We start from the raw sequence: 19,460 nt of genomic DNA, 5'->3' as shown, positions 1-19,460 counted from the left end.
CCAGAATCATGTTGATATCTGGGTGGTGCATCAGTGCGTTAGACAGTTCGACAGATGGCTGGTCAATCCAACCGATCAGATCTTTAGGTGCACCAGCAGCGATCGCAGCTTGCAGAACGATGTCTGCGGCCTTATTTGTCGCATTGCTGGCGCGTGGGTGTGGAGAAAATATAATCCCATTACGGGTTTTAAGGCTAATTAGTGATTTAAAAATTGCTGTAGAGGTTGGGTTCGTAGTCGGTACAATACCGCAAATAAGGCCGATGGGCTCAGCAATCGTAATGGTCCCATAGGTGGTGTCCTCAGATAATACGCCACACGTTTTTTCATCTTTATAGGCGTTGTAAATGTATTCAGAAGCAAAGTGGTTTTTAATAACCTTATCTTCCATGATGCCCATGCCTGACTCATTTACCGCTAGTTTGGCCAACGGTATTCGCGCATCAGCTGCTGCGATCGCTGCTGCATGAAAAATTTTATCTACCTGCTCCTGAGTAAAGCTTGAATATATTTTCTGTGCAGCCTTCACCTTTTCAACTAGTGAATTTAATTTTTCAATATTATTTGTTGACATGGTTAAGCTCTCGAAATGGACTGTATAGGAAATAAAAAACTGAATCATTAAGTGTGATGCATATAAAAATTTAATAACTTAACTAAAGGAAAACAACTGCCTTGCGCGCAATTACACAAAATGATTCAGTTAAGTAAAACAGAGATTCAAGGAAAAAATAATTATCTATTTACCTGTTTTAAATTAAACAAGGGTTTCCTCAGCAGATAACACCCCCGCTGCACGCAATGCATCATCCAGCCACGGAGAGACCAGAATACCCTGCTCAATTTCTTTCATACGAGACTCTTCAGCTTTCACTTTTTTCTCAGCAGCATCCAGAACGGCATCTACCTCATCACGCGGAATAACAACCACACCATCGCAGTCACCGACAACCAAGTCGCCGGGTTGAACAGCCACATCCCCCAGAGAAATAGACGTACAGATTTTCCCACCTATGTTCTTAGTTGGGCCAGCCGGATTGCGCCCTGCTGCGAAGATAGGCATATGAGATTTACCGATAGAGTCGAAATCACGTGAGGCACCATCCACTACGAACCCACCAATACCTGCGGCTTCAGCCTGGGTGACCATCAGCTCACCAAACATGGCACTGGAAGCATAACCCTGACCAGCTACAACAATAACGTCACCCGGTTTTGCAAGTGCAAGTGCAACATGGAACATCAGGTTATCTCCCGGACGAGATTCCACAGTAAATGCCGTACCTACTACCTGCATGTCGTTACGCAATGGCTTGATTGAACTGTGAAGCGCCCCGCGACGACCAGCAACATCAGATAAAATAGCAGCCTGATATTTTCTGGCGCGATCAAGCTGTGCCTCAGAAAGACGAGGGAATGCAATGACATCATCAAATTTAGTTGTACGCATAATAAACTCCAGATTAAATAATTAAGTTTTTAGGTAACTGACCATTCAGAGCTGCATCTATATTATTAAATGCACCCATACCCATTCGAATGAGCGATTCATTACTACTACCGCCTACATGTGGTGAGCCAATAAAATTATCTAGCTCGAGCAGAGGGCAGTTTTTATTTAATGGTTCATCAACAAATACATCACAGGCGGCTGAAAAAATGACATTATTTTTGAGTGCGTGATATAAATCTTCTTCATTAACAATTCCACCACGCGATACATTAATTAGAACGGAGTCTTCTTTCATCATATGCAGCTCACGTTCACCAATCATATTTTTAGTTTGTGGTGTTAAGGGGACATGTAGGCTTATTACATCACATCTAGTTAGCAAATCGTCCAAGTGCTGAACACGCTCGACATTATTATCGATAAATACCTTTTGAGGTGCGAAAGGATCATATGCTAGAACTCTCGCACCAAAACCGCCGCTGAATATTTTGGCAGCACGCAATCCAATATCACCCAGCCCCACTAAACCAATGGTTTTCTCACTAATTTCAAATGCCTTTGGTAATGCCTTCCATTCACCATAACGAACACGATAGGAATAAAGTGGAACACTGCGATAAAGAGATAGCGTCAGGGTGACTACATACTCCGCCACGCTTACAGCATTTGCCCCTGGTGTATTGGTGACCAGAATATTGTGTGCTTTAGCTGCTGGCAGATCGATGTTGTCTACCCCAACACCATGCTTGGCAATAATTTTTAGTTTTTTCGCCTTCGCCATATCCTCTGCACTCACTACCCAAGTCCTGACAAGCAGCGCATCAGCTTCTTCATGCCAGTTGCGGTCCCGGCATTCCGGGTACGCAACGACTTCATATTTACTGGCTATTTCTTCCACAACTTTTGGACTTACAGGGTCCATAATGAAAACTTTCATGACTTTCTCCTCAGATTACTGCTGCTCAACGCTGACTGTTTTATTTATGACAATTTTTGGTTCAGAGACTAAACCTGATTTCTTTCCAACTGGCTCAATCATGGTGACTAATAGACATAAGGTGATGAAGGAACAGATGCTGAGGAAAAGGAAGACCTGACTCCATCCATAATTATCTAATAACACACCCACAATGAACGGAGATACTGCTCCACCAATTGAACCAACGGTGTTAACGACTGATGCAGCTAAAGGCACTTTCGCTTTAGCCACTAATCCCATTGGGTATACCAGGAAAGTAGAATAACCAATGTTTAATAAAATACCGGTAAGGAAAAACAGACCAGCAATAACAATGGGGATTGTCGGTGTATTAATTAGCACATACATCATGACTACGGTTGCGGCTGAAGTAATAAACATTACCGGCTTTCTTCTACCCTTAAATAAACGGTCCGATAGGATGCCACCAACGATATTACCTATAATCGCTCCAACCCACGGTGCTGAAGCCACAAACCCCATACTTAATACAGACATGTGTTTTTCGTTAATCAAGTATGATGGAACCCAAGTCATAATGGAGTACGTAATACCTACCATAAGGCCGTAGCCAATCGCACATGCCCAGTTGTTCCAGGAAAGGAAAATAGCGCGTGAGTTATCCAGTAAATCAACTTCCTTTCTTCTAATTAACTTATCGAGAATATTCTGGTTGGAAATAGAGGTATCATCACCGCCTCTTTGGTTATCACGTTCTTCTCTTTCATTATCAGAATTAAGAATGTAATCTCGCTCGGCCTCATTACAGTATTTGCTCTCTGATGGGTCGTCTTTAATGAATATCAACCATAACAATGCAATCAAAAAGCCCGGCACAGCAAAGATATAAAAGACTTCCCTCCAGCCCCAGGTCAATACGATAAAAGCGCACAACGGCGGGACGAAAGCCGGAGCAAACTTGATGGAAGACATGAAAATTCCGGTTGCCAGTCCTTTTTCTTTTGCCGGGAACCATCTGTTTATGATGGAAACAATACCGATATTTAATGGACCTTCGGATGCCCCCAGAACAGCACGAGCAATTTTTAGCTGAAATACACTACCGGTAAGACCAATAAACAAAGTGGAAATAGATGTCAGAATCATACATCCTGAGAGTATTTTACCAATTCCATATTTGCTAAAAAGAAATCCAACAGGTATTTGCACCAATGCATACGTAATATAAAAAAGGCTTGCCAGCAAACCAATATCCACATTAGTTAGATGAAAATCTTCTTTAATAAATGGAACCACGACACCTATATTGGCTCGGTCAGCTCCAGCTATCATATATACGATAAAGAACATTACAGCGACTATCCATCTGAACCGGCTTCGCTTTTGAGTTTCACGCTGTTTCATATTTGTTCTGCCTGTTATGTAGGGAGGAATTGTTTTTATTTGTGGCTGTATTTGTTTTAACAGATGATTTTTTTTCTGACGATTGAAATGTTTCTCGGGGGGGGTATTGAAAAAAGGAATGGCATGATTATTTTATACTATAAAAAATTGTTGATACTCTTTTGTGACAACCCACGCATATTATATGACTATTCAGCAGGTATTTGTCGTTTCTGAGCTTGACATTGATAGCGGTCACAAAATTATTTTTTGCCAATTGTTTTATCACCTCTCCATGATCTGCACTTGGTTAGTGGATAGTCATAAGTGACGGATCAGCAACTTACATTAGCTTCAGTAGGACGAGATGAGTTAGAGCTGTTTTTCTTGGCGTCGCCCCAATTGGAAAGCGCTATTGTATTTCTGTAAGAGGACGTTCTAGGCTGAAGCGAATTAGTCCCTCGTAGATAAGTGCCCAGCAATAACGTGAGTAGAAATGAGCGAAGAGCGATGTCTGTTTCGCTCATAGCTGACGAAGATTTTCTAGAGGCAGTTACGTGCCAGGAGCGGCCATTAAAATGATTCAAGAAAACTCTATATCGTGGCTAGTTTTAGTTAGCCACGATAGTTGAATCGTCATCACCTTAATAGACATTTCAAAGGCTTTTATCGTTGTCATGTGTGGAAATCGTAAAGCGTCCCCGTCTAAATTATTCTCACCAGACCTCCCTCCCTCCCTGACTAACGACGCAGGAACAAATCATCTGCAGTTTTTTTCCAGTCAAAAGGTTGAAGGGTTTCCCATACCACGCCTCGTTGTGTCATTCTTTCTGGTAACCTCTGTTGCGTGGCTATTGTGCCAATGCACATACTGGCTGGAAGGCCCGCGTCTTCTATCATTTTCACCACTTCTCGTATTTCCTCGGCACGCCGAACACCATGTTCTGCCACCCGGCTTATCATGTAGTGAGGGAAATCTCCGTCCCAGCCCAGCGAAGGAAAACTGGCGTGCAGCGAGGCTAAGACCTCGTCTTCGACGCCGTAATGTCGAGCTGCAAGCAGGCATTCAGTGGTTAATGCCTCCAGCCCTTTTATCATCACACTGCGGCACATTTTAATCGCTGATACATCACCCACTTGATTGCTGCCAAAGCTTGCATTGAGCCCTGATTGTTGTAAAAACTGCACGGTTTGTAGCGCAGTTTCACCGCCAATCAGCAGTGGTGTCGCGGCGCGTTTCGGTGGAACAGGTGCCATCACTGCCACATCGACATAGTTTGCACGCCCAAGACAACCTTCGGCAGCCTGCCGCTTTGTGCCCGGCGCAACAGAATTACAATCCAGAAAAGACTGCCCCTTGTGCAGTAATGGCTGGCATTCAAGCACCAGATTGAGCGAGTTTCCCGCCGTCACCAGGGAAAAAACCCACTCAGCATTTTCCAGTGCTTCGGCCAGGGAGCCCGCCGCGTGTACACCACAGATGCGGGCTTTATTGCGCATCGCCTCGCCTGCATCACCAATCAGTTTACTGTCCCAAACTGTCACCTGGTGGTATTTCACCAGTTCGCTGGCGAAAATCGTGCCTGCTTCGCCGAAACCAATAACTGTGATGTTCGCCATACTGTTTTCCTTATTACATGTCCTGAGGCCAGATCGTGCCTGAGATAGCCACTTGCCCTTCAAAAATCAGGCGGGCAGTACGCAGCAGACCGCAACCCGCAATATGTTGCCCTTCAAGCTGTAACAACACGCTGAATTCTCCAGTGGGATGTTCAACACTGACGCGCTGTGATGGGGTATCGCTGATTCGCGCCACTCCTTCAGCTACGGTATTGGGAATAAGGCAAGCAGTAGCAATACTGACTGCACCGAGCACACCCACTGACGCATGGCAACGATGCGGTATAAAAGTACGGCTGGAGATAGCGCCGCCGTTGCGCGGCTCTGCCAGTAATGTCATTTTCGGAACGGTGCGGTGAGTGACATCACCAAGATGCATTTTCGGCCCCATCTGCAAGCGAATGGACTCAATCTTTTTTTTCAGTTCTGAATCGTCATCCAGCGCTTCGCGGCTTTCATAACCGCTGCGTTGCAGATCTTTAGCACGCATCAGTATCACGGGCATGCCGTTATCAATACAGGTAACAGAAATGCCGTCGACGTAATCCTGGGCATTGCCAGTGGGCAGTAATGCACCGCAGCTTGAACCTGCAATATCCTGGAACTTCAGAACAATTTCCGCAGCACTACCAGGAACACCATCTATGCGTAATTCCCCCTCATATTCCACGCCTTCGGTTGTAGTTGGGATAATTGCGCGGGCAATTTGCCCGGTGTTTTCCATGTAGATACTGACTTGTGTGTTCCCTTCCTGTGGCGCGATAAGCCCGCGTTCAATGGCAAATGGCCCTACCGCTGCGAGGATGTTGCCGCAGTTCTGCCCATAATCCACAACCGCGGTATTCACATTCACTTGAGCAAACAGATAATCAACATCCACGCCTTCGCGTGAAGATGGCTGAATAATTGCTATTTTGCTGGTCAAGGGATCGGCACCGCCAAGGCCATCAATTTGCCGAGGGTCCGGTGATCCCATCACAGCTAATAACACGCTATCGCAGACTGCCGGATCATTGGGTAAATCGGAAGCCAGAAAACAGGCCGCTTTCGACGTGCCTCCGCGCATATACAAACAAGGGATTTTGCGCTGTTTCATTTCAATTCAACTCATCAAGAGTATCGATGTAGCGAAGGCCCTTTTCCGCTAGCCGTTGGCGCATATGATAAATATCCAATCCTAACTCACCGCCAGCCAGGCGCTGGCGTTTGCCTTCTTCCAGGGTTTCACGTTTGAGTGCATTTTCCAGCACTGGCAAGGCATCGATAAATGGCACCACCACGACGCCGTCATCATCTGCGACAACGACATCGCCTGGATAAATCACCTGACCGGCACAAAGAATGGGCACATTCACCGAACCTAGCGTTTCTTTCACCGTTCCCTGGGCACAGACGGCCCGGGACCAAACGCGGAAATCCATCTCACGTAATATATGACTATCCCGGATGCCAATATCGCCAATCAGCCCGACGACACCGCGCGCTTTCAGCGACGTTGCCAGTAAGTCGCCAAAGAAACCATCGCGGCAAGGTGAGGTTGGCGCAACAACCAGCACATCACCGGGGCGACATTGCTCGACAGCCACATGGAACATCCAGTTATCACCAGGTGTTACCAGCACAGTGACCGCATTCCCCGCGATAGCTTTCCCTTGCTGAACAGGGAGGATAGCGCTATCCAGTAGCCCTTTGCGACCTTGCGCTTCATGTACTGTCGCGACACCCAATCTGCGCCATAACTCAAACTGGGAAACATCACTGCGTGGAATATGGCGCACCACAAGACCACTTTTATTAATCAGGCTCATGACAAATCCTCCGTCACGCGCGGGAAGATGCTCTGGAACCCTTCGGCATGAGTGAGCGTTTTCGCCGCAGTAATACCGATGTTACGTTTTGCCTGGGCTCCGCGCTGTAAAGCGACACGCGTGTAGTATTCCCAAAGATGCTCCTGGCCCGCCATGCATTGAATAGCCTGATACTTTTTCTCCCACACAGAGGTAATGTCCAGCAGTACATCAGGCTTCCAGTTGCACTGCTCGGGTTGGTGCGGTTCAAAACAGTAAACTGGCGGCGCGCCGATAATAGGCTCACCAGGGCGATACCCTTCAGCCTGGGCGATAATGCGTGCTTCCTGCGCCAAATGTGTTGCCAGCGGGTGGTCGTAGTTATAAGGATCGTGCAGTGAATGGCTTAGAACAAAGTCTGGCTGAACACGGCGGTAAACATCTGCCAGGCGGAATAACGAGTCTTTATCCGCACGCAGTGGATAATCGCCCATATCGAAAAATTCAATGCTGGCCCCCAACACATCCGCTGCCGCCATCGCTTCTTCTTTGCGTACGGCTTTGACGTTTTCTTCCGTCATCTCACCTTTACGCCATAGCTTTGCCGATTCACCGCGTTCGCCAAAAGAGAGACACACAACATGCATGTTGTATCCGCGCGACGTGTGTAATGCGATGGCACCGCCTGCTCGCCAGACGAAGTCTGCTGAATGTGCGCTGACCACTAACCCCGTTTTTGTTGCTGTATTATTTGTCATGTTGGGTTCCTTGTTGTGCGTATGAGTAAATACTGTCATGCGTTATTCAGGGCGGGTAATCAGTTTAATTGCCTGAGGTATGATTTTTATTTATGTTGTTTATTCATCGGCTCTGGATAAATGGCGAAAGCATGAAAAAAAAAACCTCCTGTGAAATGATTAATATCATGCAAATCAGAGCCTTCTGTCAGGTTGCGGCTCAAGGTACCGTTTCCCGCGCAGCGGATAATTTATTTCGCACACAATCCGCGATCACCCGTTCAATTCGTGATTTAGAACACAGTTTGTCGTTAAAATTATTCGAGCGGCATGCCAGCGGAATGTTATTAACCGAATTTGGAAAATGTATTTTGCCGCGCGCACGACAAGCTATTGATGAGCTGTGCGCTATTCCGAAAATTATCGCCAACGTCAGGGGGAAAGAGATCGCCGGACGTGAACTTGCCGAACCCATCTGGCTGTATAACACCCGTCGTCTTGAAGTCTTTATGGCGCTGTTTCAGGTGCATCACACCCAGACAGTGGCTGACATGTTTCATGTCAGCCAGCCTGCCGTCAGTGCTGCATTGAAAATACTGGAAAAAGGCGCGGGTTTAGCGCTGTTCCAGCGCACACCAAAAGGAATGATGCCAACCCGCGGAGGGCAGGAAATTGCCAGTAATATCAGTCGGACATTGAATGAATTACGCCATATTCCAGCAGATATTGCCGCCCGCCGGGGGATTTTACGCGGCACGGTGCATATTGGGGCGCTGCCGCTAGGCCGTACGCGCTTGCTACCAGAAGCTATTCTCAGCCTGCTGGCGCGCTATCCGGGCGTGAACGTGATAACCAATGAAAGTGCATTCACTGCGCTGATTTCGGAATTACGTGCAGGCAATGTCGATTTTATTTTTGGGGCGCTGCGCGATGGTGTGGCAGACATCACCAACGAAGTGTTGTTTACCGAAGAGATGGTTATTCTTGCCCGACGCGATCATCCGTTATCTCGGGGTACCGTCAGCATGCAACAACTGGCTGCGGCACAATGGATTTTGCCACGCGCAGCCACGCCAGCCCGCAAACTGTTAAGCCAGGCATTTGTACAATTGGGAATTGCTGAACCCCAGCCACTAGTGGAAACAGGTGATCTGGCGATTGCGCGTAATTTGTTGCTGAATTCGGAGATGATAACGGCGATTTCCAGCCACCAGCTTGAGTATGAGCTGGCAGCTGATGTACTGGTAAAATTGCCGGTCGAGCTACCGAATACTCACCGTGCCATTGGGCTAACCTGGCGCCAGGGGGCGCTGCATTCTCCTGCCGCGCAGGCGTTGTTGCAGGCCATCCGTGACGTGGTGGGTAAATACCAGCCTGTAAAGCAGGAACCCGAGGGTTACTCTTTCCCTGCAACGGAGTAAATCACCTGCTGATTTCGCGTTTTCTGAAAATCATCCAGTGACATACCACGCATCGCGGCATATATGTGCAGGTTAGAAACGCCCGTTACGGCACCGAATTTTTCCAGCAGGAAGAAGCTCGCACCATACTGAATCAGTTTGCGCCAGTCGCGGTCTCGCAACATCTGCTGTTCCTGGTCGGTAAGCCCTTCTTGCTGGTAGAGTTGTTCCGGCTGCTGGCGATAACGGGCACGCCATTCGGGCTGGACCAATTTGTGTAAGAAGCGGTTCAGGCGCAGCGCCTCCAGGCTGCGTTGATGCGTAAAGGGATAGGTACCTTCCAGTTGCTCCACTCCCGCCAGTTCCTGAGCAATGTGAGCACGATGGCGGGCGGCAGTATCGACGGGTAAGGTACGGGCATGGTTTTCCAGAATCAGCGTCGCGATACCGGTCATTGACGGCAAATAATAAGACTGGTGCGTTACCGTCACGTTTGCCGACAATGCGCCACGCATCACCAGCCACATAATCACTTCCGCCCCTTCCATTCCGCCTAACTGGGCATATTCCGCCACGGTCATTTGTGCCAGGCTTTCAGGATCGTTTGCCAGCGCATCAACAAACTGGGCATCCCAGTCAGGATTATTAAATCCGCAACGTTCACCGTGTACCTGATGCGACAACCCGCCTGTTGCCACCAGCGCCACAGTAAGATCTTCCGGGAAACTTTCAATTGCTCTACGCAAAGCCTGGCCAAGCTTGTAACAGCGGCGAGCGCTGGGGATAGGAAATTGCAGCACACCTATTTGCAGCGGCACCACTTGCGTCGGCCAACCACCCTGCGAAGGTAACAGCGCTGACAATGGTGAGAAGAGACCATGATCGAGCGGCTTATTCATAAAGAAGCTCATATCAAACTCATCGCTCATCAGGCTGGTGCCTATATGGCGTGAGAGTGCCGCATGGCCTTTTACCGGCGGTAAATCACGAGGGCCGCCGCCTTCATCCGCAACCTGATATTCGTCGTCGATTCCCAGCGCGAAAGTGGAGTAATGGTCGAAGAAAAACGACGTGACATGGTCGTTAAACACATACAGCAGCACATCTGGTTTTTTCTCTGCAAGCCAACGCTGCATCGGCTCAAAACTTGAGAATATAGGCTCCCATGCCTGCTCTTTTTGTTTGTTGTGGTCGACCGCGAAGCCGATGGTTGGCGTATGTGAAACGGCTAGTCCGCCAATAATTTTTGCCATGTTGTTTACTCCACGTATCGTTAAATTAGGATGTTTTTATTAGATTATTTTTGGCACTGCTGCATGCAATCTGGCGCAACCCCTGCTTCAGCCACCGCTAAATCATACAGGATGCGGCGCATCATCAATCCCGGGCGGTCCGGTGCAAAGTTAAGATCGAACTGCGGTTCACTGTCTTTGCGAACAACGTCGAGTATCCACTCAAGCGCGTCGACATCTTCGGTATAAGCCTTGGCTGACGAAACATACAAGTGCTCATCAGTGGCGGTGTTTTGTAGGTCAAAATCACGCGTACAGAACCACCAGTAATGAATGCTGCCATTGGTTTCCGGGGTGAAAATGTGCGAAATGTTGAAGCGGTAAGTGATGTCCCGGCCCGCGCCTTGCGAGGTATCAACGATACGGGCAAAGGCAACGTGCATAGCGGGCGACTGGAAACGAGCTTCTGAATAACGATCAACCGGTATTCCCGTTAACCCGGTTGGAATGGCATAGACTCCTGGCGGCGGCGAGTTTTTCAATACGCGGTCAATAATGACTACATTCCCTTCCTGGCGCACTTTCAGCTTCGAACGGGCATATTCGGGTGTGCCTATCGCACCAGGATGCAAGAACGGGAAATGCGTCTGATCGAGCAAGTTTTCGTGCATGGAAATGTAGTCAGATTTAAAGCTGAACTGGCCATTAACACTTTTCCACTCCGGGCTACTCAACCAATGCGTGTCAGGAATAGTCGCGGGGTCGGCGCTGTCGGGGTCACCCATCCAGATCCAAATCAGCGGTGCCCGTTCTACGACTTCGAAAGTTCGCACCTGCGCATTGCCCGGCACGTTGGCCATCGACGGTAAATTGACGCAACGCCCGCTCGTATTGAACTGCATCCCATGGTAGCCGCAGACCAGCGTGTCACCATCCAGTTTGCCTTTTGCCAGCGGAAACGAACGGTGTGGACAGCGGTTACGTACCGCCACAGGTTCACCCGCAAGGGTGCGGTAAAGCGCAACATCCGTCCCCAGAAAGCGGCGGCTGATTATCTCGCGAGAAACTTCATGACTGAGTGCTGCAACATACCAACAATTACGGATAAGCGGCGTGCTGTGATCAGCGAATCCACCCGTGCCAAACGTATCATCCTCAAAGGGATGTCTTGGATGATCAATAACCATATCAAATGAATGATTCATAATTTACCCTATTGCAAATCAAGCACTAAACGTTTTCCGCGTAACCGTGAGACACAGATACACATTGACTCACCAGACTGTTTTTTCTCTTCGCTGAGGTATTGATCCTGGTGCACCAGCGGCCCATCGGCAGAAATCACCGTTTGCTCACAAAGCCCGCACTCACCCCGGCGACAATCCCAAAGCACATCCACTTTTGCGGCATTCAGCGCATCAAGAATGCTGGTATTGCGGGCAATCGGAATGATGCGACCAGAGCGTTTAAGCTCAACCTCAAACGGCTGGTTTTCTGACATTACCGCCGGTGCAAAACATTCATAGTGCAGATTCTCTTGCGGGAAATTACGTTCACGAGCCGCAGCACATACGCCGTCAATCAACGATAAAGGGCCGCAAATATAGATGGCTGTCTCTGGTGCCAGCGTTCCCAGCAGTATATGCAAATCAATTCGCCCGGCTTTTTGGCTGTAATGAAAACGTACACGGCCGGGGATCAGGCTGGAGATGTCATCGTGAAAAGCCATTGATCCCGCTGTGCGCCCGCAGTAAAGCAATGAGAATGGCTTCTGGCGTTTCATCAGGCTGCGCATCATCGAAAATACCGGCGTGATGCCAATGCCTCCGGCAATCAACAATACCGGCTGTGTGGTTCTTTCCAGTGTGAAAGCATTTACGGGCACCGAGACACGAAGCCGGCAGCCTGGTTGCAAATGCTGATGTATCCAGCAGGAGACCGTTCCCTGTGGCTCCCGCTGAACAGCAATGCGGTAAAGATGACGGGCATCGTCATTGATACCATCACCACCGAGTAAAGAGTAATGCCGGACAAACAGGCCGCCTTCATGGTTATCAAGAAACAGCGTGATATGCGCGCCTGCTGTGTATTCCGGTAGCGGCGTTTTGTCTGGTGTCGCCAGCTGATACTCGCGGATGGAGGGAGTGAGCTCACGAACCGCGACCACCTCCACTTCTATTTGTTTAAATGCCATCTCGTTTCTCCGCTTATTTCATTTCACGGGTCACTACAGCGAAATCACTTCCGCTTGCGGTTTGCGCACGGCCATCACGATGATTAATCACCACCAACATTGCTAACAACGCCGGTAGCGCGAGAATGTAAAAGATTGCGCCAGGCCCGGCAAACAGACCGATAAGCAAACCACCCGTCGTGGTGCTGAGAATTGCCCCGGTACGACCTATTCCATGCATCCAACTAACACCCGTAGCGCGAATACCCGTTGGGTAGAACGCTGGCGCAAAGGCCTGCATGCCAGTCTGCGCACCGTTAATACATACGCCACTGATAAACACGAACAAGCCGAGCATCAACGGGGAAAAATTGAACATACCCAGCGTTAATAAACTGAGACTACCGAGCAGATAAAATGCGCCTATCACTTTCTTACGCGACATGCGATCCATCAGCGAACCCACAATGATGCCGCCGCCAATACCACCAAGCTGGAAGACACCCGTAATTATCGCGGCATGTTGCAGGTTAATTCCGCCGTCACGCAGCACCGTTGGCAACCAGCCATTGAGCATGTAAATCACAAACAGCCCCATGAAATAGGTCAGCCACAACACAACCGTGCCCCACGCATAGCTCGGCGTGAACAGTTGTTTTACGCGTGATGATTTTTCTACGACGGGGTTCATCAGGAAAAACTGCGTTTCTGCGGTGAACGCCCCGCCCATGCGCTGCAAAGTGGCAGCGATTTTTTCTGATGGAAAATGACGAGCCACCATAAACATAGGGGATTCCGGCATGAACCACAGCAGCAATGGTAAAAGCACCAGCGGGACAATGCCGCCAAAGATCAGCACAGATTCCCAGCCCCATGCCGGTATCATCCAGGCCGCAATGAAACCTGCAATGCCCGAGCCGATACTGAATCCGCTATACATTAAGGTGATCATCACCCCCTGACGACGAGCAGGAATATATTCAGCGATCAGCGTGACACAATTTGGCATAGCCGCACCAAGCCCAAGACCTGTGATAAAACGCATCAACGCCAGTTCTTGTGGGGAGGAGGAAAATGCCGACAGCAGGCTAAAAAGTGCAAAAACAGCAACGGAAAGCAGCAACAAACGTTTGCGCCCATAGCGATCGGCCAGAGGCCCGGTGATCAGCGCTCCAAGCGCCACGCCAAACATGGCACAACCGAGGACAGGGCCTATCTCAGCACGGCTCAAACCCCACTTCGCCAACAGTTCCGGCACAATAAAACCCATGATTGCGGTGTCATAGCCGTCAAACATGATGATCAGCAACCCTGCCGCCACAACCAGCCATTGATAGCCAGTAATGGGCCGTGAATCTATCCATGCTTTAACGTCTACATTATTTGAAATACTCATAACGTTGTTCGCCTGTTTTTATGATCGTGTTGCGATTACCGCCACTTGAAGGGACTGGGCGGTTTGTCGTGTAGGGTCTTTTTAAGGTAAAGCAACACTGCCAGGCTCGTGGGCTGAAAAAATTTTAGAGATATGAGTTTTATTTATACTGTGAGGTTTACAACAATTTTCAATAATAAAAAAGCGAGTTGCACATGCCAGGTATAATCAAATAAATCAGATGGTTGAAGCCAGTCTCTGGCGTGAGGCCTGCATACAGAGGAATTATAGTTTTTGCGGTGAATCATGATTAACTCAGTGAATCGCGGGGAAAATCTGGATACTTCCGAGCTGCTGATATTGCTGTACATCTTCGGCGAAAGACCTCTAATCACGCTGGAAGTTTCCCGCATAATCGTGCTATTCACTTTTAGAGTTCTTCTACAAACTGATTATGTCAGTGTTAGGCTAACTTCCGCTCCTCGCTCTCAGCAGACTTTATAACCAGAAGCGGATACATTTACCTGAAGATAGAAACTAACCACTGCGTTCGTCGTTCGGAACTGCCAGGGCTATCGGTGGATATTAAGCGACAAAAAAAGAAAACCCCGACTGCCGGAGGTAATCAGGGTTATTAATGTCATCAGTGCGGAACCCGCTACCAGTAAAATGTGAATGTATTGGTTGAATTTCATATTTTCCGTATTGAAAGTTAGCGTATTTTCTTTTTCTTACTCAGTCGTCGTTAACGACGAAACTGGCTCAGACATCACGCGATTCTTAAATGCTAAAAGCCCCTGTTGCGTGAGCAACAGGGGCTGTGTTTATTTTGTGTCGATAACGGTATCAGTATCCGGTTTTAACTTTGTACATCAGCAACGTTTTGCTTCCCCTGACAATGTTCACATACAGGCCGTTATCCTTCGCACCACGCACGAAACCGGCCTTCACATCACCCTGACAGTCACCGCCATCGTAGGGCACATTAATGCCGGTCTCATGTACCAGGTCTATGACACCAAAATTATTATCAGCACAGGCAGTGCCCGGCCAGTCCTGAATCAAAGCAAATTTATGGTCGTCACTGACACCGGTCAGCGAGCAGACGGAGCTATTGATATCGTTCCCCTGACACCAGTACGACTCGCCCGGATTGTCTTTATCCATCAGTTGTTCGGGTAACTGCGCTGCACTAACGGTAAAAGACAACACAACGGCGGATACTGCAGTAATCATCTTGAACATGGTTTACTCCCTGAATCATCAGTGGCGCATGGCTACGCAGATTTCTTCTGTGCCAGTCATGGCATGATTAAAAGCGTTTATAGCGGAACAGCTCTTTACCCTGGTACAGCACCACCAGGTCGTCGTAATCTGGCTTTTTGTGATTGGGCATAAAGGTGGCAATCGTCCCGGGACGGCACAGGTCTTTTACGGTGACACCAAATTTCTGGTCTGGTGTAATGGTGAAACCTTTTGACGCTTCATCGCGCCGGATGCTTATCCAGCCCCACAATCCACCCTCGCAGTCTTTGAGCGGTGCGGAACGTACGGTCACCATTCCACCACTGCGATCAGCAAACATAGCTTCGCATTTCCCGGTAACCTGACGGTGTGCATCACACCAGAAAATATTGCCGCTTTTATTGTTTACCGCAGCAGGTAATACTCGGTTGTAAGGCGCCCCCTGCACCGTGGCGCAAGTCAGCAGACTGACTGCTATCAGCAGCGTTCTGAACATTGGTTTCATGATAATTTCCTTTAAAGAGAAGCCATCGGTTGAAGGCCGATGGGAATACATTAGGCCACCAGCGTCAGGAACAGCATCACCAGCCAGACCCAGAAATAAGCTGATTTCTGCCCCAGTGATTTAGCCCGTCGCCAGAGATAGAACGGCACCAGCCACGCCAGCTTGCCGAAGGCTGTCGTATCCACCCCGGCCTTACGCAGACGTCTTTCATCCAGGTAGCCCAGAGAGATATTGAGCAGCAATGTAATAAACCAGTACTGTCCACCCGATACGGCGTCATAGGCCTCCTCAAAACCCATACCGCTCAGTCCCGCCGTCCACAGTTCAAGCGCGTAGCCAATGAACGGGGCAAAAGCCAGTGTCCAGACGACACCACCCGGAATGCGGTGCCCCGGCAGTGCCGGTGGTGTGATGCAATGCGCCAGCGCGGCCGTCAGCGGGGTGGTGAATAAGGGTTGCCAGTCTGGCATTCCCGGCCTCCACACCAGTGTGGAGGCGGTAAGTTCGCCGCGTTTAACACGCTCCGTTATTTCTTCTTCGGTGATACCGTCGTGACGGATACCATTTTTCTCGTAATGCCAGTTCATGATTCTCCTTATCTCTGAAATTCCGGCACAGGCCGGAGGTTGATTAAGCAGCACTGCCCGCTGAGCTTCTGTCAGGAGAGGTCAGTAACAGGGCTTCGCGAATGAAACTAAAGTGAGGAAGTGCGTGGATGAAAGCAGGCTGACTGGTCAACTGGCTGATGGTTTTTCTGGGTGTAAAAGTGGTGTTCAGCACTGTAACAGCGTGAATATCTGTCAGCGGATGGACCGTGATATTTCCCCGAAACTCTCCGGCCAGATACCAGCAACCTGACTGCAAAATCAGCCGGTACGGGGCCAGGCTCTCGCAGCGTTGCCCCTCGGCCAGCAGCGTCACCCGCTGGCGGGAGGTAATGGCGGTTACCAGTCGGTAAAACACCAGTGAGCCGGAAGGACTCACCCCGTGTGGCAGTTGCCACACCAGACAGGGTGCATCATCTGACGCCAGCAAGGCACTGACCAGTCTGCGGTCAAAGCCCGGAAAGACATCAGCGAGACCGGTGCGGTGAGCAAAAGTCAGCACATCCAGTTCACCCTGCGCACCGTTACCTCCGGTACGCAGGCGACAGAGACCCTGACGGTACTCTAGGTCCAGGTACATGAGCCTTTCACGAAAATCCCGCCGCAGGGTGCGAACCGAGACCCCGAACTCGACGGCAAGCTTCGTCACGCTCAGGGTTTCGCCTGCTACCAGACGACCAATGATGAGTGACAGTCTGACCGCCAGCCGGTCATGGCGACGTTCTGCCTGTGTCATGGAATATTCTCCGTGAAGATTAACTGACTGAAATTAATATGATTACTTTACAGAGGGGGGCGGACAGGGAATGGACACTGCGGGAACTATTTTTTGCATCTGCCTCATACGAGAGCGGGCGCGCCCCTCAGCGGTGTCAGGTCGTTCTATAAACAATCCTTGAGAGGGAAAACGGACAGGTGGTGTCCATAGTTAACGAGGTGGTAACAATACCAGTGCTGCAGACAGTCGAATTCTCCCCGTTACAACTGCTCCAGCAGGGTTTCCGCCATCACCCACAGAGCTCTATTAAGCTTCACATCACCATCTATGCCGCGTACAGCGCGGGTATGGGTTCGTCCACCTTTTGCACTACGACCACTTAGCCCTCCCTTAATCAGGTTCTCCTGAATGCGCTGATAGGTGGTCCACAGGTCATCGCTGTAATCTTCATAACGCCTTGGTGTCAGGACTTGTGCCGGGGTCACTGGCTGGTGGTCTTCGCCAAACCGGTAAGTAATCGCCGCTTTCGCCAGTGCCTGTCGGGCTGGTGGTGGAAGCATCAGCGACTGCATGGCATCGCGCTTCTCCTCCACCTGGTCAAAAATTCCCAATACCTCATACGCCCCTTCAATCACCTGACTAACCACGTCTCCCTTGTGCGGAACGCGCACCTCGCCAAACGTCTCTCCACAAATCAGTCCATTCTGGCAAACCTGGCGAAACAGCCCTGGCAGCATCTGATATGAGCTGGTGCCGTCATGAGAATTCAGCAGAATGATTTCTGGCACCTGCTTGCCAGTAATCTGGCCCTCACGGCGCAGACGCAACATATGTTTAGTGTGCTCGCGACGTTCCGGGTCGCGAACACGGGTCTGACAGGCAAAGAACGGCTGAAAGCCTTCGCGCTGCAGGCTGTCGAGCAGAGTAATGGTCGGAATGTATGCGTATCGTTCGCTGCGGGATTCGTGTTTATCCTCGCTAAACACACTGGGAACCGTGCGGAACAACTCTTCACGGGTTAATGGGCGGTCCCGACGAATAACATTTGCAGCGCCAAAGCGCGAAGCCAGACGGGTCATAAGCAGACTCCTACGAAAATTAAATAAAGAAAAGCCCCGTCGCATAGGCGACAGGGCTCATCGAATAGCAAAGAGTTGAAGAAAATTCAGAAGAAGAAACTCCAGACGGCACGGGCGACCGATACCACGGTATTGCGTACAGCTTGAATGATTGCCCGTATCGGGGCTGGTATCAGCGGCATGGAACTTACTGTGTCCAGCACCGAGCCAACCGTTTCACCAAAATCGTCACAGGCTTTTTTATTAACGGCATCGGTACGAAGCGGCGCACTGAGCTGTGCCGCTACCGGGCTGCTGGCCTCACGCGGTAAACAACGAATCATCCGCTCAGCCATCACCCTAAGCCCCCATTGCAGACGTGTTGATACAGTACACACCGGATGCACGGGCTGGAACAGTTCATGCAGCAGGCAGATTTTACGGCTGATGTTCTGCTTTTGCTCTGTGGATAGTTTATTGCCACCACTGGTGGGCTCGACTTTATCAGCCTGGCTTATAACAAACAGCACCTTATGCCGGTAAGACTCACCGATCACGTGGCGGTAAAAATGTTCATCCACCGCCAGCGCCCGGTCATCGGCCTTAATCAGCCACAGCACCAGGTCCAGCCGGGGAAACTGTTGCCGATAAAGCGCAGCATATTCAGCATCGCGGGTACCGTTTTCACCGACGCCCGGTAAATCCACCAGCGTCATGCAACGCTCGCCTACCTGCAGGCTAAAGCGCAGTGGTTCGCGCGTACAGGCGGCCACATCGCTGACAGGTGAAACCTCACCGGCAAACAGGGCATTGCACAGCGACGATTTTCCCGCCCCGGTTTTGCCCATAATGCCAATCACCGGTTCATAGTGAGTAAGCTGGTTTATCTGCTGCAAAATACGCTCTGATACCCACTGCGGCAGGCCAGAAAGTGACTGCTGCAGCGACTGCAAACCTTCAGATTTTTTCATCACTACTCCTCTGAAATGAAAACAAAAACGGCAGAGCCGTGAGGTTCTGCCTTTAATGAGGTATGTTCAGTTGAATGATATATATCTGAATATTTTTACAATGCTGATAGGCCGTTCTGTGCCAGAAGCAGATGTAAGTATCCCACCAAAATGGCCCATTCACTTTTAGAGATCTTCCGACATACTGATTATGTCCCCGAGGAGATCGCCATGCGTAAAATCCGGTTCACCGAGCACCAAATCATCGCCGTACTGAAA

General features: G+C 49.6%; 19 protein-coding genes. 1 reads left to right on the top strand and 18 read right to left on the bottom strand.

Translation table 11 applies throughout. The annotated features are described in order from the left end of the window. The 8 genes from GC128_RS22360 to galB form a co-directional block, all read right to left on the bottom strand. A partial coding sequence (locus GC128_RS22360) for an aldehyde dehydrogenase family protein (RefSeq protein WP_151996121.1) occupies window positions 1-574 on the bottom strand: 574 nt, incomplete at its 3' end. Window positions 575-757: 183 nt separating this feature from the next. Then, window positions 758-1,450 (bottom strand): RraA family protein, encoded by a 693-nt coding sequence (locus tag GC128_RS22355; protein ID WP_151996120.1) that lies wholly within the window; start codon window positions 1,448-1,450, stop codon window positions 758-760. Window positions 1,451-1,463: 13 nt separating this feature from the next. Next, a complete protein-coding gene (locus GC128_RS22350) occupies window positions 1,464-2,390 on the bottom strand; it encodes an NAD(P)-dependent oxidoreductase (RefSeq protein ID WP_151996119.1) in 927 nt (308 codons plus the stop codon). 15 nt (window positions 2,391-2,405) lie between these two features. After that, on the bottom strand, window positions 2,406-3,797 hold the full coding sequence (locus GC128_RS22345; RefSeq protein WP_151996118.1) for an MFS transporter: 1,392 nt from the start codon (window positions 3,795-3,797) through the stop codon (window positions 2,406-2,408). Between the two features lie 720 nt (window positions 3,798-4,517). After that, a complete protein-coding gene (locus tag GC128_RS22340) occupies window positions 4,518-5,396 on the bottom strand; it encodes an NAD(P)-dependent oxidoreductase (RefSeq protein WP_151996117.1) in 879 nt (292 codons plus the stop codon). A 13-nt stretch (window positions 5,397-5,409) separates the two neighbouring features. Continuing rightward, window positions 5,410-6,492, bottom strand: coding sequence for a 4-oxalomesaconate tautomerase (locus tag GC128_RS22335; RefSeq protein ID WP_151996116.1), 1,083 nt, complete (start codon window positions 6,490-6,492; stop codon window positions 5,410-5,412). Between the two features lies 1 nt (window position 6,493). Then, on the bottom strand, window positions 6,494-7,204 hold the full coding sequence (locus GC128_RS22330; RefSeq protein WP_151996115.1) for a 4-carboxy-4-hydroxy-2-oxoadipate aldolase/oxaloacetate decarboxylase: 711 nt from the start codon (window positions 7,202-7,204) through the stop codon (window positions 6,494-6,496). Then, entirely contained in the window at window positions 7,201-7,941 is a 741-nt protein-coding gene (galB, locus tag GC128_RS22325; protein WP_151996114.1) for a 4-oxalmesaconate hydratase, read from the bottom strand. The genes GC128_RS22330 and galB overlap by 4 nt, the downstream gene beginning before the upstream one ends. 131 nt (window positions 7,942-8,072) lie before the next feature. Between galB and GC128_RS22320 the strand changes: the two genes are divergently transcribed. After that, on the top strand, window positions 8,073-9,341 hold the full coding sequence (locus tag GC128_RS22320; protein ID WP_151996113.1) for a LysR family transcriptional regulator: 1,269 nt from the start codon (window positions 8,073-8,075) through the stop codon (window positions 9,339-9,341). Here GC128_RS22320 and GC128_RS22315 read toward each other — a convergent pair. From GC128_RS22315 to GC128_RS22270, 10 genes are all read right to left on the bottom strand, one after another. Next, window positions 9,317-10,573, bottom strand: a complete 1,257-nt coding sequence (locus tag GC128_RS22315; protein WP_151996112.1) for a gallate dioxygenase — start codon at window positions 10,571-10,573, stop codon at window positions 9,317-9,319. The genes GC128_RS22320 and GC128_RS22315 overlap by 25 nt on opposite strands. Before the next feature lie 44 nt (window positions 10,574-10,617). Next, entirely contained in the window at window positions 10,618-11,757 is a 1,140-nt protein-coding gene (locus GC128_RS22310) for an aromatic ring-hydroxylating dioxygenase subunit alpha (RefSeq protein ID WP_226812243.1), read from the bottom strand. 8 nt (window positions 11,758-11,765) lie between these two features. Next, window positions 11,766-12,746, bottom strand: coding sequence for a PDR/VanB family oxidoreductase (locus GC128_RS22305; RefSeq protein WP_151996111.1), 981 nt, complete (start codon window positions 12,744-12,746; stop codon window positions 11,766-11,768). Between the two features lie 13 nt (window positions 12,747-12,759). Beyond that, entirely contained in the window at window positions 12,760-14,121 is a 1,362-nt protein-coding gene (locus tag GC128_RS22300; RefSeq protein WP_151996110.1) for an MFS transporter, read from the bottom strand. 825 nt (window positions 14,122-14,946) lie between these two features. Next, window positions 14,947-15,336, bottom strand: coding sequence for a hypothetical protein (locus GC128_RS22295; protein ID WP_407643550.1), 390 nt, complete (start codon window positions 15,334-15,336; stop codon window positions 14,947-14,949). Between the two features lie 76 nt (window positions 15,337-15,412). Further along, complete coding sequence (locus GC128_RS22290) at window positions 15,413-15,850, bottom strand: hypothetical protein (protein ID WP_151996108.1); 438 nt, start codon at window positions 15,848-15,850, stop codon at window positions 15,413-15,415. A 50-nt stretch (window positions 15,851-15,900) separates the two neighbouring features. Continuing rightward, window positions 15,901-16,437, bottom strand: coding sequence for a DUF4339 domain-containing protein (locus GC128_RS22285; RefSeq protein ID WP_151996107.1), 537 nt, complete (start codon window positions 16,435-16,437; stop codon window positions 15,901-15,903). A gap of 43 nt (window positions 16,438-16,480) precedes the next feature. Further along, window positions 16,481-17,191, bottom strand: coding sequence for a DeoR family transcriptional regulator (locus GC128_RS22280; RefSeq protein WP_151996106.1), 711 nt, complete (start codon window positions 17,189-17,191; stop codon window positions 16,481-16,483). A gap of 242 nt (window positions 17,192-17,433) precedes the next feature. Next, window positions 17,434-18,252 (bottom strand): DUF932 domain-containing protein, encoded by an 819-nt coding sequence (locus GC128_RS22275; protein WP_151996105.1) that lies wholly within the window; start codon window positions 18,250-18,252, stop codon window positions 17,434-17,436. 86 nt (window positions 18,253-18,338) lie between these two features. Beyond that, a complete protein-coding gene (locus tag GC128_RS22270) occupies window positions 18,339-19,202 on the bottom strand; it encodes a GTPase family protein (RefSeq protein ID WP_151996104.1) in 864 nt (287 codons plus the stop codon). Between the last annotated feature and the right edge of the window lie 258 nt (window positions 19,203-19,460).

The sequence above is a fragment of the Buttiauxella massiliensis genome (assembly GCF_902500225.1).
Lineage (GTDB): Bacteria > Pseudomonadota > Gammaproteobacteria > Enterobacterales > Enterobacteriaceae > Buttiauxella > Buttiauxella massiliensis.
The sequence above is the reverse complement of the archived record's forward strand: the minus strand, read 5'-3'. Positions and strand labels throughout refer to the sequence as shown.

Excerpts from the sequence above, each read along its gene's own strand:
- GC128_RS22315 (WP_151996112.1), bottom strand. The coding sequence starts at position 10,573 with ATGGCAAAAATTATTGGCGGACTAGCCGTTTCACATACGCCAACCATC.
- GC128_RS22355 (WP_151996120.1), bottom strand. The coding sequence starts at position 1,450 with ATGCGTACAACTAAATTTGATGATGTCATTGCATTCCCTCGTCTTTCT.
- GC128_RS22320 (WP_151996113.1), top strand. The coding sequence starts at position 8,073 with ATGAAAAAAAAAACCTCCTGTGAAATGATTAATATCATGCAAATCAGA.
- galB (WP_151996114.1), bottom strand. The coding sequence starts at position 7,941 with ATGACAAATAATACAGCAACAAAAACGGGGTTAGTGGTCAGCGCACAT.
- GC128_RS22290 (WP_151996108.1), bottom strand. The coding sequence starts at position 15,850 with ATGAAACCAATGTTCAGAACGCTGCTGATAGCAGTCAGTCTGCTGACT.
- GC128_RS22335 (WP_151996116.1), bottom strand. The coding sequence starts at position 6,492 with ATGAAACAGCGCAAAATCCCTTGTTTGTATATGCGCGGAGGCACGTCG.
- GC128_RS22305 (WP_151996111.1), bottom strand. The coding sequence starts at position 12,746 with ATGGCATTTAAACAAATAGAAGTGGAGGTGGTCGCGGTTCGTGAGCTC.
- GC128_RS22340 (WP_151996117.1), bottom strand. The coding sequence starts at position 5,396 with ATGGCGAACATCACAGTTATTGGTTTCGGCGAAGCAGGCACGATTTTC.
- GC128_RS22280 (WP_151996106.1), bottom strand. The coding sequence starts at position 17,191 with ATGACACAGGCAGAACGTCGCCATGACCGGCTGGCGGTCAGACTGTCA.
- GC128_RS22295 (WP_407643550.1), bottom strand. The coding sequence starts at position 15,336 with ATGATTACTGCAGTATCCGCCGTTGTGTTGTCTTTTACCGTTAGTGCA.
- GC128_RS22310 (WP_226812243.1), bottom strand. The coding sequence starts at position 11,757 with ATGAATCATTCATTTGATATGGTTATTGATCATCCAAGACATCCCTTT.
- GC128_RS22345 (WP_151996118.1), bottom strand. The coding sequence starts at position 3,797 with ATGAAACAGCGTGAAACTCAAAAGCGAAGCCGGTTCAGATGGATAGTC.
- GC128_RS22285 (WP_151996107.1), bottom strand. The coding sequence starts at position 16,437 with ATGAACTGGCATTACGAGAAAAATGGTATCCGTCACGACGGTATCACC.
- GC128_RS22270 (WP_151996104.1), bottom strand. The coding sequence starts at position 19,202 with ATGAAAAAATCTGAAGGTTTGCAGTCGCTGCAGCAGTCACTTTCTGGC.
- GC128_RS22275 (WP_151996105.1), bottom strand. The coding sequence starts at position 18,252 with ATGACCCGTCTGGCTTCGCGCTTTGGCGCTGCAAATGTTATTCGTCGG.
- GC128_RS22300 (WP_151996110.1), bottom strand. The coding sequence starts at position 14,121 with ATGAGTATTTCAAATAATGTAGACGTTAAAGCATGGATAGATTCACGG.
- GC128_RS22350 (WP_151996119.1), bottom strand. The coding sequence starts at position 2,390 with ATGAAAGTTTTCATTATGGACCCTGTAAGTCCAAAAGTTGTGGAAGAA.
- GC128_RS22330 (WP_151996115.1), bottom strand. The coding sequence starts at position 7,204 with ATGAGCCTGATTAATAAAAGTGGTCTTGTGGTGCGCCATATTCCACGC.